Below are 14914 nucleotides of genomic sequence, written 5' to 3' on the forward strand. Positions count from 1 at the left end.
AGTGTGAGATATTCGCAGTTATATTCTATGTTGAAGTTTATGAAAAGGCCAGAGTTAATCCTCTGGCTTTTTTATGCTTACTTCTTGCTATTATAAGAAAAATGAAGAAATAAAAGACCGAACCCCACCAGGCGTTTGAATTCCATTTCTCTATTGAGTCTTCTTATAAAATTCTCCCAGCAGAAGAAGGCTTGATTCGAATTCTTCAAGATATTCCTCTTTTCCGGTCATAAAATATACCTGGACAGAGCCTTCGTAAGCGATGATCATTTTTCTTGCAAAGGATCGAATTTGTTTCTCAGATAAACCGGAGTTTCTTTGGATCGGATTGGTTCTCAGGTATGCGGAAAAAATTTCCTCCCAATCTTGAATAACATTGCCGATTTCGTTTTCTGCCGAATTTAGTTGTTCATTGTTTGAAAATAAATGAGAAGAGCGGATCTGATTCGAAAATACAGCAAATGGGCAACCTTTTAAACGATACATTTTCGCTTCTCTTTTAAGCGCGATTACCCAAGCGGATACAACTCTTTCGAATTCAGAAAAACGGGAGGTCAGATCCTTGAATACTAGGGCATTCCTTTCTCGCCTTAGTCGAATATATTCCAATCCTAGATCGCCTTTTTCCCGGAAATATTTGTAAAAACTGGCTTTATGTACTCCGGATTCTTTCAGTATATCATTCACTCCAATATTGGCAAAACCACGTTCGTAAAACAATTGGTCGGCGGCTTGAACGATTCTCTCCCTGACTTTCACGGCAGTTGATCCCTTTTTTACTATAAATAGTCTCATCGATTTTAGGAAAGAAAAAGATAAAAAAGTAGACGTTTGCGTCTATTTTTCCGTTGACTTTGGGCTCAGAGGCTGGTAATCCAAAAATAGACTTGAGAGTCTATTTTTGGAGTTGAATGTCATATGAAGCGCATACTAGTTTTAGGAGCTACAGGGGGACTCGGTCGATTTGTTGTCCAAGAGTTAAAGAAGAAAGGTTATTGGATCCGGGTTGTTTCTCGTTCAAATGTTAAACTTAAAGCAATATCCGGATTATTTGATGAATCAGTAATAGGCGATATTTTAGATCGAAAAAGTATCGAGCCTGCAGTTAATGGGATCGATGCGGTAATTTCTTGCGCAGGCGCAAGTTTGAATTTAAAAGATTTTCGAGACAAAAGGACGTTCGAAGAAATTAATCTTCGAGGAAACCTGAACATACTTGAGGCTGCTGTTAGAGCTAAGATTTCTAAATTCGTATACATTTCTTTCCTACGTGTGGAAGGAATACAAGAAACAGAGTATATTAAAAGCCATGATCGCTTTTCTCAAGCCGTTATAGAGTCTGGGATAGATTATACTATAGTAAGACCCACAGCCTTTTTTTCAATTCTTCTCGAATTTTTGCATTTAGCGAAAAAAGGGATAGGATTCGTTATCGGAAGCGGAAAGCCGAAGATCAATCCGATTCATGAGAAGGACGTGGCCAATGCAGTGGTCGAAGCGCTTACTAGTGATTTGAAAGAGATCAATATTGGCGGCCCGGATATTTTTACTCGAGATGAGATTACCGAACTTGCATTAAGAATTTCCGGAATAAATAAAAAGCCGTTCCATATACCAATATTTTTCAATCGGATCTTTGTTCAATTGATCAGGCCTATCAATCCGAGAATTTTTCAATTTATGCAGTTTGGGAACCTCGTTCATACGTTAGACATCATTGGGCCTAAATACGGGACCTTGAAACTAGAGGACTACTTTAAGGAAGAAATAAATGAAGGAGGAGGAGAAATGGATATTAGAAGGTGATTATTTTAAAAATTGTAATCGCGTTAGGGATACGTAGGACGCGTAGCGGACCCCGCAGCCGAAGGCGAGGAGGCCGAAGCGAAGCGTAGTCCGTAGTAGTCCGACCACACTGAATTGGAAAAAATTTCTGTATAAATCTGGAAAGTGTGTGGGAACGCCCTGTATTTTTGTTCAAGAATCCGGATAAAGAGACCTAATAGACTAAGGGTGAATCGAATTTTTATTATATAAACTGCCTTGCTTTTCTTAGCTAATCGATCAGAACTTGATCACAAAAGGTGTGCGGATGGAAGCTATACAAAAAAATACTAAGTTAGAATCGGCAAAAACTTCACTTTGGAAAGAATTGAAAAATGCACTTACTGGATCGGAAGCGGATTATACAAAAATTTCGCTGAGTAAGGCAGTCTTTTTACTTTCTGTTCCAATGGTTTTGGAATTGGTCATGGAGTCTGCATTCGCAGTCGTTGACATTTATTTTGTGGGAGCTTTAGGTCCTTCTGCAGTTGCTGCTGTTGGGCTTACGGAAACGTATTTGTTTCTTCTTTATTCTCTCGCTATAGGAATGTCTACTGCGGTGACCGCGATCATTGCAAGAAGGATCGGAGAAGGAGATAAGGAACAAGCTGGGATTGCTGCGGTCCAATCCGTTTTCCTTTCCATACTTGTTTCGTTACCATTTGCTATCTTCGGAGTTTGGTTCGCGAAAGATCTTCTTATACTCATGGGTGGAGATCCTTGGGTTGTGGAGCATGGATCCCGTTACACACAATGGATCTTTGGCGGAAATATTGTGATCATGCTTTTGTTCGGACTCAATGCGGTTTTTAGAGGCGCTGGTGATGCTGCAATCGCGATGAGAGTATTATGGATTTCTAATGGTCTTAATATGATCCTGGATCCAATTTTTATCTTCGGCTTTGGTCCAGTCCCAGCCATGGGTATAGAAGGTGCTGCGATCGCCACAAATATCGGAAGAGGGATCGGAGTTCTTTTCCAAATCTATCTGCTTCTTAAAGGTGGAAATCATATTCGAGTTCTTCGCTCTCAAATCAGCATTCACTGGGAAATTATTTCTGATATAGTTCGTACTTCCATTGGTGGAATAGGGCAAACTATAATAGGAATGACTTCTTGGATCTTTCTTGTAAGAATTATTTCAGAATTTGGAAGTGAGGCAGTAGCCGGGGCAACGATTGCTCTTAGGATCATGATGTTTACTCTAATGCCTTCTTGGGGGATGTCGAACGCAGTAGCGACTCTAGTGGGTCAAAATTTAGGAGCTGGGAGAGCAGATCGTGCAGAACGATCCGTTTGGATTGTTGGAGTATGGAATATGGTCTTTCTGATCGGAGTTTCCATCTGCTATTTCATTTTCAGAGAATCTCTTGTATCGATCTTTACTGATGATCCAAAGGTGATCTCTATTGGTTCTGAATGGTTGGGTATCGTATCCTATTCTTACTTTGTATATGCTTGGTGGATGGTCAGTGTTCAGGCATTTAACGGAGCGGGAGATACTATGACTCCTACGTTAATCAATCTGGTCTTCTTTTGGGTGTTGCAAATTCCGTTTGCTTATGTTTTGGCGAAAGTCCTTTCATACGGATACTCAGGAGTATTCTGGGCAAGTATGATCACGGAAACTTCTGTGGGATTATTCACTCTTTGGTTATTCAGAAAAGGTGGATGGAAGACTTCTAAGGTTTGATTCGCACTTAGCTTGGCGTTATGGATACGGGAGGGGTGGGAGACACCTCGCCTGCATTTTACGGAATCACTTGGACTTGTACAACTCCGACAATTTGGTTCACATGTAATCCAGGAAATGCGGTCATGCTTTGGTATGCAGGTATCCGAAAGATTACACTCGCATTGCCGACTGTGGATCCTGAAACATTACAACTCATTGGATTGGAAAAAGGGCAACCGTCTAGATAAATGTTGGTACAAGACACGTTGCTTAAGGAGACTCCACTAGTAGTTGCATCAAGACTGAAAGTTGTAGTGGGGCAGCCGGAATATGGATATTGGATATCGATCGAGTAATTTCCGGTAGCCCCTGCTTTGAAAATTACAGAGGTACTTGGAAAATCTAACCAACTAACGGGCTCCACTACTAATGGGGTTGATGATCCCGAGGTTAATAAAAGTAGAAGCGGACTAAGATCGGATTTACTATTTGCATCTTTTTGTAATGAGTCATATAGGAAATAAGTCCCACATTGGACTTGTAAGAATATAAGTAAAATATAGAAGAAGATAGATGCGCGTTTCACTTTTAATTTCCAGAATAGCGCTTAGTTTAACATTTTCGACTATTTGATGCAAGGTGGATTTTTAGATTCAATAAAACTTATGTATAATTTTGGAAACGAGGTAGTTCAATTTCTGCAAGAAATTTCATATGCTTATGCTGCTTTATTGTTCTTGATCGAAAATCTTCTGATCTTCGCCTGTTCTGTGTATATTGGCAATCTATTGTCTATACGTTATGCCCATCGCCGCATCGTTCCTATCCCACCGAAAATCGAGGCAAAAGAGATCCTATTCGCGATCTCTACTATACTCCTTAACACTATTGTTACATTACTCGGCCTTTGGTTTTGGAGAACGGGTTCTATTCAATTTCGTAGCGATATAGGAGTTTTCGCGTTACTCGATATTTTGATCCTTCTTCTGGTTATGGATGCCGGTATGTATTTGCTGCATAGGATAGCTCATATTCCATTTGTTTATCAATTCGCTCATAAAACTCATCATAGATACGATAAACCTCGCCCTTTGACATTATTCGTTCTGAATCCTGTAGAAGCTCTTGGATTTGGAAGCCTCTGGTTATTTGTGCTTTCGGTTTATGATTTCTCTTGGGTGGGGATGGGTATTTATCTCGGACTGAATGTTGTATTCGGCTCAATCGGCCATCTGGGAGTGGAGCCTTTATCTGAGAGATGGCTTCGTTCTAATTTGTTCAATACGCTTACTACTAGCAGTTTTCATGCAAGGCATCATCAAAACGAAGATTATAATTTCGGATTTTATACTTCGATTTGGGACCGGATCTTCGGAACTCTTTCTCCGGAGAACTCGCGTAGCCAAGATTAACCTAACCCGCGAGATCTAAAGTTTAGATTTTTATTGTGGGAATTCCAACAAACAAGAATGCCTTTAGCCTATTCTTAATATCCGTGCGCGGTCATCACTTTCTCAAACTTCTCCAGAAGTTTGTGATCGTCTTGATCGTTTGGATGGAAACCTGGAATATAATATTCTAAAATATAGTAGATCACAGCCCAAGTGAAACCAGGAATACCGAAGAAGAAACGAATATCTCTAACAATCTGAGCCGGATTTGGAATACCAAAATAAAATAGAGCTCTGATTGTACCAACGATCGCTAAAATACCGAGTAGCTGAACTGCAATAGTCATTCCAAGTACCCGAGTAAAATACCCACCACCGGAAGCGCGGTACACATCATACGCCACAGACTTATGTTCTAATTCTTCCAGTGCATGCCATTCGATCACTTTCCAACTGATAGGATCGATCCAAGCTACACGTTTTTCGGGAAGAGAAAGTAAAAATCTTCCGAGTGTTGCAGTAAAATGTTCTGCGGCTGCAGTGATCGAAAGAGCGAGCCTTTTACCCCAAATAGGAAATAGTTTTAGAATATTTTTTTCTAATATATCAAAGAATAACCAGCAGAACATTTTTTCATGACTGCGGAAATCTAAACCGATCTCCACAAATCTTTCATTCATTTTATCATGAACATTTCCGTGGACTGCTTCTTGTCCTGCGAATGCTTTGATCTCGTTTCTTAAAGCAGGATCAACAACTTCGCTGAACGCTTTGACTGAGCGAATAAAAAAACGTTCTCCTTCCGGAAATAGCACGCTTAAGCTGGAAAGAAATGCTGTAAAGAATGGGATATTTTTGCCGAAACCTCTTTCCTTGGCGATGTCTTCCAAAGGGAATTTCGGTTTACGTATTTTTGGCTGGACTCTTGTAGATGTCGCTTGGCCCATAATATTCTCCTGATATAAAATCGATTTGGATTTTCGATCTTTCTTTCTCCATCCTTTGGATTTTCACTGCTCATTAGAGAATATAAAAAAGATATTATATATTGATCCGGACTTTTTATCTATTCCTTGAGTTTTGCCCGGCCTCATAGGAATAGTTATCTTTTGAATCATTGTAACGTTTGCTACAAAATTAGGTCAATCCCAATCCTGAAAAATAACTGGGCTAAATTGAAATTAAGGCCCGAAAAGTAGCAAACACTGCTCAGAAACTGATATTAAGGTCTGATGGAAGCTTCTTCTATTTTGACCTTCCCGGTTTTTTCCAACCACTGAGAGAAGCTGAGAAGACCAGGATATACATTTCTAAGAGAATCCAGATCCACTTTCGGATAACCTTCTCGATTGATCCACTCGGTCAATTGGCCCAAAATTTTGTTATGGGAATAAACCGTTTCAAGAGGGATCCTCATGTATTCTATTCTTCTGTCCAAAAACATGGAAAGTATATCTACAATTTGTAATGGAGTTAAACTATCTCCTACAAGATCAATTGTCCTTCCTAAATATTTTTCTGGGTTTTCAAAAGCTAAACCTGCAAATGCCCCAATATCTTCTACAGAAATCATATGAATACGACTATCAGGAGAAACTGTTTCGTATAAAAGTCCACCGGGTATGCCGGAACGTGGATGGATCAAGTTTTCCATAAATCCAGTCGGCCTCAGGATCGTGAAGGGTATCCCCAGGTTATGTATGTATTTTTCAACCTCCCATTTATGAGTTCGAAAGCTAGACTGTCTCTCTGCTCCAATTACTGAAGAATAAACTAAATGCGAAACTTTTGCTTTCTTGGCTGAATCAGCGACCGATATCCCCACTTTAATTTCGTTTGTATCTGTAGATTCATTTGGTTCCCATTCCGGTGGTTGAACACTGAATACTCCATATACTCCAGACATTGCAGAATCTAAGGAAGTAGAGTCTTCCATATCGCCTTGGAAAATTTCTGCTCCAAACTTCTTAAGCATTAAAGAGTTTTCGGAAGAAGGACTTCTAGTAAAAGCTCTAACCTTCCAATGGTTTTTAAGAAGATACTTTGCAGTTTCTCCCCCTTGTTGTCCGGTTGCTCCGAACACTAATATGATTTTATCTTTTTGACTCATTTGTATGTTCTCCAATATAGAACGGCACGGTATCGTTCCATTAATCCGGAATTGATTTTTCTGTGTCAAATTATTTATAAATAAGTCTTTTGATAAGTTTCCCGAAGATTTCTTGACCCAGTAAGATGAAACAAGATCTTATGGCCATATCCGGACGGAAATTTCGGAAAAGGTTTATGGCGAAGAAGGTCCGGCAGATCAGAACGGGGCGCCCGCCCAAGGAAGTATCAGATGGCATATCCGATAAGATATTGGATACTGCCTTAGAACTTTTTACGACCCAAGGATTCACTGCCACTTCTATCGAGCAGGTAGCTTTAGCTTGCGGTTCGGGCAAACACACAATTTACAGGCGCTTTAAATCTAAGGCAGATCTATTCTTAGCCGTAATGGAATTCCAAAAACGAAAATTTTTTAACTTACTTGTTCGGATACAATGTAAGAAAGAAAATCCTTTGGAAACTTTAAAGGAATCTTGCAGAAGATTATTAGAACTAATTGTTTCGGATGAGATTGTAGATTTTTATAGGATTACAATTTCAGAAGCCGAACATGTCCCCGAAATCGCATCTAACTTACAATGTGAAGAAAGTCCTGCTTTTCTTAAAGTTTTGGATCTTGTAATTTTTGCACAAAGCTCAAAGGACTTAAATGAAATAGATCCAAAATTTTTGACTGCCCAACTACTTCAAGTTATGACCGGTTATCCTTTAAACGAAGTTCTTTTAGGAAGTAAAGGATTCAGTTCTTATTCTAAACGCTCCAAATATTTCGAGAAGGCTTGGACTTTGTTTATAAAGGGAGCAGGTAGACTTAAAAAGAAGAAGGTCCGCAAGAGGCCAATCTAACTTTTGAGCATTCATCCAAAATGAATAAGAACTGATAGATTTATATCTAAGAAACTTTTCATTTTTTTCAAATTCGATTTCTAAATATGACAGAATTTGTCATATTTAACTTGTAATATTATTCATATACGGGTCTGAAATTTTTGATCCACTTTTAGGATCCGAAAAGGAGATATATATGAGCCTTAAAAAATATTCTGGAAGCTGTCATTGTGGTGCGGTTCGTTACGAAGCAGATTTAGATCTGAGTGCAGGCACAGGCAGATGTAACTGCTCCTTCTGCAGAAAGGTCCGAAACTGGTCTATCATAGTTAAGCCTGAATCTTTTCGTTTATTGAGCGGAGAAGATAATCTTAGTTTTTACGAATTTAACACTAAAAGTAGCAAACATCATTTTTGCAAAAATTGTGGAGTGAGAACTTTTTCAAAAGGATATATCGAAGAAATTGGCGGTGCTTTCATAAGTGTTGCTATCTCCACTTTAGATAATGTAGATTTAAGCGAGCTAATCGAAGCTCCTGTATGGTATGCGGATGGGTTGAATAATAATTGGCATAACCAACCTGCTGAGATCAGGCATTTATAAGTCCTATAGCCCCATAGGAGCACCCCCGATCCTTATGTTTGTTGGAATTCCTACAGTCAATTTTAGGTGAAATCTTGGACCCTTGAAAAACTTTGGTCCTTAAAGAGCGCACTTAAAGATGATCAAAATTTCTAATCTTCATAAATCTTATACTTCTAACTTGTTGTTCGATGATCTGAACCTGAGTTTGAATCGGGGCGAAAAGTTGGGTCTTGTAGGGAGAAACGGTCACGGTAAGTCCACTTTGTTTCAGATGATTTTGGGGAATGTGGAACCGGATTCTGGTACTATTACTTTTCCGAAGGGTTATAAGATCGGACATTTGCAGCAGCACTTGAAATTTACTAAACCCACTGTTTTGGAAGAATGTGCGCTTGGTCTTCCTGAGGGTGAAGAATACGAGACTTGGCAAGTTGAAAAAATTTTGTCAGGTTTGGGTTTTTCGGAAGCTGATCTGGAAAGAAGTCCGGAAGAATTTTCGGGTGGTTATCAAATCCGAATGAATTTGGCGAAACTTTTAGTGTCCGGTCCCGATTTACTTATGTTAGATGAGCCGAACAACTATTTAGATATCGTTACTATTCGTTGGCTTGAAGAATTCTTACGCGAGTGGGAAGGTGAGATCATTCTGGTTACTCACGATAGAAGTTTTATGGATAGTGTGGTGACTCATACTGCGGCGATACATCGTACGAAAGCGATCAAGGTCCAGGGTGATACGGATAAACTTTATAATCAGATCAATCAGGCAGAAGAAATTTACGAAAGGACTCGTTTGAACGAGGCGAAAAAAAGAAAACAGGAAGAGGTCTTTATCGCTCGATTTAAAGCGAAGGCGAGTTTTGCAAGTCGTGCTCAATCCAGAGTGAAAAAACTGGAGAAACAAGGTGAGATGAAGGCCTTAGAAGAGATTGAAAGTTTGGAATTATATTTTAACTCTGCACCTTTCGCTGCGAGCCAAATGTTGTCTGCAGAAAATATTTCTTTCTCTTATTCTGGGCAGGAACCTTTTTTAATTTCTGATTTTTCTCTGAGTGTCGGTAAGAGGGATAGGATTTGCATTATCGGTAAAAACGGAAAGGGTAAGTCTACTCTTCTTAAACTTCTTGCAGGGGAACTTCAAACAAGTTCCGGAAAGATACAGAAACATCCTGCTTTGAAGGAAGGTTATTTCGGCCAGACGAATAAACTAAATCTGAATGAGAACGCGACTGTCACTGAAGAAATTATGAGTGCGGATAAGTCTTGCACTGAATGGCTCGCGAGAACTATCGCAGGCGGACTTATGTTCTCCGATGATATGTCTTTGAAAAAGATCAAAGTTCTTTCTGGTGGTGAGAAGAGTAGGGTGATGCTCGGAAAAATTTTGGTGACTCCTTGTCATCTTCTGTTTTTGGATGAGCCCACCAACCACTTGGATATGCAATCTTGCGACGCCTTGATCGAGGCCATCGATGAGTTCGAAGGCTCTCTTATTATGGTAACTCACAACGAGATGCATCTTAGAGCTGTTGCGACCAAGTTGATTGTTTTTGATAATGATACGATTCGGATTTTTGACGGTTCTTACGAAGACTTCCTCAAGGATGTTGGTTGGTCCGACGAAGACTATTAAGAAAATTTAATATTTTTTATGATTTATTTGGGCGGTCCTCCCGCTTTACGGGAGTCGTGCTGCTTCGGATTCGCTATCGCTCATCCGGGCTTTCGCCCGGACTAAAGTCCTTCGCATCACTACCGCAGCATTGCTGAATATGGATTCCAAGTGAAATTGGTATTTTGTTGGAGTTCCTACAGGAAATAGAAGGGGCCCCCACCCTAGTCCGGGTGGTGGAGGAGGGCCCGTGGGAGAAGCAGTTCCCCTTTATCACAATTTCACATTTCCCTCAATTACTATTTCTTTCCGAACTTTGTAGGAGCTCCTACAAAATCTTGAATAAAAGTTAATTTCCAAATCACCCTTTTCTAACTAACCAGGCGCTCACGACCAATAATCCTAAGCCGATCATCTTTTGAACTGAGATCGGTTTTTCAGGAAATCCTAATACTCCCCATTTTTCTAATAAGATAGAAGTTACTACTTGGCCTAATAAAAATAAAGCGATCCAACTCGTAGCTCCTATCTTAGGCGCAAAAACTAAAGAAGAAGTAACTACGATAGCTCCTAAAAATCCTCCGATCCAGATCCACCATGGTTGGTCTTTGATTGTTTGTACGATGAATGCGGTAGATTTCATTTCTCCCAAGGCGAAAGTTATGATCCCTAATGCGATGGTTCCTACGAAAAATGAAATCGTGGAAGCAAGCCATGGACTTTCTATATTTTTTCCAAGTATGGAATTGATGCCTGGTTGTATGGACATGGCGAGCCCGGAAAGAAGAGCGAAGATTACCGGTAATAATAGATTCATACGTTGATATTAGATTGCCCGTGTTTTTTTGCGAGCCGTTTGAGGATGAGTAACTTTAAATTCTACCTTTGCTTTTGTTTCGCCATTCACAATGATTTCCAATTTATGAATTCCTGGAGAATGTATTCTGGTAGTCATTTGTTGGAATGATTGTTTTCTTTCATAAACTTTTGTTTCTTTGGGAGAAAATTCTCTTTCTTCTATTTGAAATACTTTTACGGAAAATTTTCCGGAAGGTTTTAGATAATGTATTTTGGACTCCAATCTGTAAAGTGTAGGTTCTTTTGCTTCTGACAACATTTGAAATTTATAAATTAGATATTTCCCGATTTCTACAGTTTTAGGTTGGAGTTCCAACTTTGAAATTTTTGCAGATTTACTTTTTGGGAATCCGAATATAGAAAGTGTATCAGAGTTACCTTGTTTTAATAAACCTCTAAGCGCATGTTTTAATAAAAAATCTGTGTTTTTGGATTTACCCATCCATTTTTTTGCGATTGAAATCACTAAGTCAGGATGATCTTTAGAAATATCATTTAAATGGTTGGCCACACTTCTACGGACCACTTCATCTGGATCGTTTTTTAAATTTTCTAAAATCTGCAGAGTTTTTTTAGGATCTTTTTTTAATCCGGGGATTCCTTTTCCCCAAGGTAATCTTGGACGTGAACCTTCACTTGCTAATCTTCTTGTTCCTGGGTGAGAATGTTTGGACCATTCTAACATTTTTTTCCAAGTGATATCTGGGTGTCGGATCAAAAACTCTCGTATAGAAAATTCACAAGAGATGATCTGTGTGATCTTCTCCATACAATGTAAGGATTTTTCAGGATAATCGATGCCTGAAATTTCTACTACTTCTCCTAAAAAGATAATATAAAATCTTTGGGTTCCTGGGAATTTTTTCTCAAGAGCATTCGAAATTTTTAATAAAGGAGAGACTGCTTTTGGGAATGGTTTGGGAAGAGAATTCGATAGGACTTCTGCAATTCTTTTGATCCTTTGTTTGAGTTCTAATATTTTCCAATCTTTAAGTTTGATCTCTTGGACCCAATCTTCAGGTCGTTTATGAGATAATACTGAGGAGAATTGGGTCCCTATCTCTAAGAGGGCCTTGTCATCATAAAAGTTCTTAAGAGCTTCCGCCATAAACTTTGTTATGATTCATTTCTTAGTTCAGATAGGTAGTATTTTTCATCATTCAATCTGTAAAAGTCTTGATGCTTGTAAAAATATTTACTATCGATACTTGCGTCGGTTTATTTTTATAGATAGTAAAATGATTTCCGAAAATTCACATTTTATAGATTAGATTAACTTACGTGAATATTTCATTAACAAGATTGAAACATCTACATGTTTCGAGTTCTCAATATTCTTCTGCCGAAAAGGTGTTAGAAGCTTTGGGCGCTATCCAAGGCCAGGATTATGCTGCATCTAAATGGGCAATAGGACTTAGGGCTCCTAGTTTAAAAGAAGAAGATATTGAGTCTGCATTCTTGGATAAAAAGATCATCCGATCTTGGCCCCTGAGAGGAACATTACATGTGGTTTCTGCCAAAGATATTTATTGGTTATTAGATTTATTAGGTCCTCCTACAATCTCTAAATACTCGGCTCATTACAAAAAGATAGAATTGGATACTAAGGTATTAAAAAAATGTTATTCTATTCTTTCCAAAAATCTTTCGAACCAAAACTTTCTTACCAGAAAAGAAATATCTTCTATTTTAGAAAAGTCTGGGATTACCACAAATACAACCAGATTATCTCATATTTTACAAAGAGCAGGTTTGGAAGGTTTGGTCTGCTTTGGCCCAAGAAGGGATAAAGATTTTACTTATACATTGATCGAAGAGTGGATCCCAAAAATCAAAAGAGTTAAAAAGCAAAAAGAAGAATCTCTCTACGATATCACTAAAAAGTATTTTGATACTAGGGCTCCGGCGACCTTGGCAGATTTTGTTTGGTGGTCTGGATTGAATTTAAAAGATGCGAAGACTGGTATAGAAAGTCTTGGTTCAAAATTGATTAGTTTTCAAAAGGACGATCAGACTTATTACGCTTCTAAAAAGATGGATATAGTAGAGAATAATTCTGATACATTATTTCTTCTTCCTGCGTTCGATGAGTTCTTATTAGCCTATACGGATCGCAGAGATTGTATGGATCCACCTCCTAAAAGGCTTTTAACTCCTGCAGATGATCTTTTTAGACCTACATTGGTTATAAATGGTTGGGTAAGCGGGATTTGGCAAAGAGAATTTAAAAAGGAAGATGTTATACTAAAAGTAAATCCTTACAAACCCCTAAATACAAATTTTAAAAAGAAATTGAAAAAGGCAGCGGAAGAATATGCTTCTTTTCTTGGGAAAAATCTAATCTTAGAAGTTTAGTTTAATCTGAGAACTCTATTAATAATTTATGAATTAGATCATAGTTTTTCCAAGGCAGAAAATGTCCCTCTTTTCGTAGGAGATAAGTTTTTGTTTCTGTGAAAAAATTTTTCTGAATAAATTCCAGATTTTTTGGATCCACAAGTCCGTCTTCTTCTCCTTGGATTACAATTGTTTTGGCTTTAATCTTTTTCCATTCTGGGATTAAATTTTTCAACTGTTCCTTTAAGGGCAACATTTCAGAATTACTATGAGTCCATTCTTCAGGTAAGATCCAGCCTGCAATCCAGGTATCAGCGATCCTGTTATACCATTTTATTTCCTCTGTTTCTGGGTCCATGGCGGCCGCTAACAAAAATAGATATTGAAACTTTTCGGGAGAAATTGCAGCCATTCTTGCCGCGACTGGACCTCCATAAGAATGTCCTAATATAGAAATTGATTTTTTCCCTTTTTGTGTTTCAGGAAGTTTTGATAAAGTTCCTAAAATTTTCTCTGCTTGATCATTAACATTTGCAATTGTCTCAGGAGATTTTCCAAAACCTGGACGGTCTAGGGCAAGCATACAATAGATTTTTAATAATTCAGGATCTTTTAAGTATTTGAGATAATTTGACCAAGTCCCAGGAGATCCATGAATGAATATGAGGACTTTTGTCTTCTCTGGTTTACATCCTGTGCTAACCCAATGAACCGGAGTTTCTTCCTTTTTGTTTTGGATGAAGTGTTCTTGGTAGAATGTATCGGATTCTTTGAGTTTCTGGAAGGCTTTATCTTCTTCCATACTCATTTCTTCGTAGCTGCTGCAAGAAAGAACTAAGGATAGAAGAAGAAGTATCGACGTTTTCATAAACTAAATTCGACAAGGACTACATATTAGTTCGTCCTATCTTGGAATTGTTACGACGAACTGGATTTTTTATACGAAGATTTTGACTAGTAAAAAGATCCCAAAGTTTGCTCCGAATACAATATAGAAAAATAGTGGAGGAGAAGGTTCCATTTGTTTGTCTATTGCCTTGTTCAGACTTGTTTTGATAATTTCTTCTAAGACGGAAATGTCTTGTGTTCCTTTTTGTTCATAAGCAGCAGCTACTTCTTCTGCGAATTCAGCAATTCGGATCTTTTTCAAGAAGGTTTGTAAAATGAAACGTAGAACCTTGGGCCAGTTTTCCTTCTCCTGTAAGAACGTAGGCAGGTCTTTAAGTTTAGAAGAGATAAACTTACCCCAGTTATCAATCTTTTCAGATCCAACTCTCTTTTTGATCATTTCGGAAAGAGTTTCGGAAACATTGTCTGTGAACCAGGTTTTGTTTTCAGAGACCAAATTGCCTAATTCTCTTCCTAAAAGATATTTTTTGATCCCGAGGAAATAGAGAAAAGGGAATACGAATGCAAATCCGATTACCAGAAGAACGATAGGCCAGAGTTCTAAGACTATTACGATTAATGCAAGTATTGCTCCTATTCCCCCAGCTCTCGCGATAGGCATCGGTCCTAAGTCGGACGTGACACTTTTCATTTCAGGAAAACAGAATGCTAATAGGAATAGATTAAAAATGAATCCAAGAAAGAGCGCTATGGAAGAAAGTAAAAATATCTTTGCAGAACTTTTGACTGCAGTTTTTACGAATGTTCCGATCTCTTCTTTCATTAATATTTCTCCGGAAATG

At 38.4% G+C, this 14914-nt stretch carries 15 protein-coding genes; 8 read left to right on the forward strand and 7 right to left on the reverse strand.

Going from position 1 to position 14914, the window contains the following annotated elements; genetic code table 11:
• Window positions 1-150 precede the first annotated feature (150 nt).
• Complete coding sequence (locus CH362_RS10170; protein ID WP_165780253.1) at window positions 151-759, reverse strand: TetR/AcrR family transcriptional regulator; 609 nt, start codon at window positions 757-759, stop codon at window positions 151-153.
• 159 nt (window positions 760-918) lie between these two features.
• Between CH362_RS10170 and CH362_RS10175 the strand changes: the two genes are divergently transcribed.
• The 4 genes from CH362_RS10175 (at window position 919) to CH362_RS10190 (ending at window position 4911) form a co-directional block, all read left to right on the forward strand.
• The gene (locus CH362_RS10175) at window positions 919-1806 is read left to right on the forward strand and encodes an SDR family oxidoreductase (protein ID WP_100710258.1); all 888 of its coding nucleotides are present in this window, start codon (window positions 919-921) and stop codon (window positions 1804-1806) included.
• Between the two features lie 286 nt (window positions 1807-2092).
• A complete protein-coding gene (locus tag CH362_RS10180) occupies window positions 2093-3517 on the forward strand; it encodes an MATE family efflux transporter (protein ID WP_100710259.1) in 1425 nt (474 codons plus the stop codon).
• Between the two features lie 20 nt (window positions 3518-3537).
• Window positions 3538-3747, forward strand: coding sequence for a hypothetical protein (locus tag CH362_RS19255; RefSeq protein WP_165780254.1), 210 nt, complete (start codon window positions 3538-3540; stop codon window positions 3745-3747).
• 417 nt (window positions 3748-4164) lie between these two features.
• Window positions 4165-4911, forward strand: a complete 747-nt coding sequence (locus CH362_RS10190) for a sterol desaturase family protein (RefSeq protein WP_100710598.1) — start codon at window positions 4165-4167, stop codon at window positions 4909-4911.
• Window positions 4912-4985: 74 nt separating this feature from the next.
• Here the strand turns inward: CH362_RS10190 and CH362_RS10195 are convergent, their stop codons facing one another.
• Window positions 4986-5837: a metal-dependent hydrolase gene (locus CH362_RS10195; protein ID WP_100710260.1), complete on the reverse strand. Its 852-nt coding sequence runs from the start codon at window positions 5835-5837 to the stop codon at window positions 4986-4988.
• A 275-nt stretch (window positions 5838-6112) separates the two neighbouring features.
• The gene (locus CH362_RS10200) at window positions 6113-7000 is read right to left on the reverse strand and encodes an NmrA/HSCARG family protein (protein WP_100710261.1); all 888 of its coding nucleotides are present in this window, start codon (window positions 6998-7000) and stop codon (window positions 6113-6115) included.
• Window positions 7001-7251: 251 nt separating this feature from the next.
• Here CH362_RS10200 and CH362_RS10205 point away from each other — a divergent pair, with 251 nt between their 5' ends.
• The 3 genes from CH362_RS10205 (at window position 7252) to CH362_RS10215 (ending at window position 10049) form a co-directional block, all read left to right on the forward strand.
• On the forward strand, window positions 7252-7848 hold the full coding sequence (locus tag CH362_RS10205; RefSeq protein ID WP_208859569.1) for a TetR/AcrR family transcriptional regulator: 597 nt from the start codon (window positions 7252-7254) through the stop codon (window positions 7846-7848).
• Between the two features lie 178 nt (window positions 7849-8026).
• Complete coding sequence (locus tag CH362_RS10210; protein ID WP_100710263.1) at window positions 8027-8434, forward strand: GFA family protein; 408 nt, start codon at window positions 8027-8029, stop codon at window positions 8432-8434.
• A gap of 118 nt (window positions 8435-8552) precedes the next feature.
• On the forward strand, window positions 8553-10049 hold the full coding sequence (locus tag CH362_RS10215; RefSeq protein ID WP_100710264.1) for an ABC-F family ATP-binding cassette domain-containing protein: 1497 nt from the start codon (window positions 8553-8555) through the stop codon (window positions 10047-10049).
• A 340-nt stretch (window positions 10050-10389) separates the two neighbouring features.
• Here the strand turns inward: CH362_RS10215 and CH362_RS10220 are convergent, their stop codons facing one another.
• Window positions 10390-10845: a DMT family transporter gene (locus CH362_RS10220; RefSeq protein ID WP_100710265.1), complete on the reverse strand. Its 456-nt coding sequence runs from the start codon at window positions 10843-10845 to the stop codon at window positions 10390-10392.
• Window positions 10846-10854: 9 nt separating this feature from the next.
• Window positions 10855-11994 carry a DNA alkylation repair protein gene (locus CH362_RS10225; RefSeq protein WP_100710266.1) on the reverse strand — a complete coding sequence of 380 codons (1140 nt, stop codon included), beginning with the start codon at window positions 11992-11994 and terminating at the stop codon, window positions 10855-10857.
• Between the two features lie 173 nt (window positions 11995-12167).
• On the opposite strand from CH362_RS10225, the gene CH362_RS10230 reads away from it, so the two are divergent.
• Window positions 12168-13241 (forward strand): winged helix DNA-binding domain-containing protein, encoded by a 1074-nt coding sequence (locus tag CH362_RS10230; protein ID WP_100710267.1) that lies wholly within the window; start codon window positions 12168-12170, stop codon window positions 13239-13241.
• A gap of 1 nt (window position 13242) precedes the next feature.
• Here the strand turns inward: CH362_RS10230 and CH362_RS10235 are convergent, their stop codons facing one another.
• Window positions 13243-14091 (reverse strand): alpha/beta fold hydrolase, encoded by an 849-nt coding sequence (locus CH362_RS10235; protein WP_100710268.1) that lies wholly within the window; start codon window positions 14089-14091, stop codon window positions 13243-13245.
• Between the two features lie 69 nt (window positions 14092-14160).
• Window positions 14161-14895 (reverse strand): hypothetical protein, encoded by a 735-nt coding sequence (locus tag CH362_RS10240; protein WP_100710269.1) that lies wholly within the window; start codon window positions 14893-14895, stop codon window positions 14161-14163.
• Window positions 14896-14914 lie beyond the last annotated feature (19 nt).

Source organism: Leptospira saintgironsiae (assembly GCF_002811765.1).
GTDB classification, from domain to species: domain Bacteria; phylum Spirochaetota; class Leptospiria; order Leptospirales; family Leptospiraceae; genus Leptospira_B; species Leptospira_B saintgironsiae.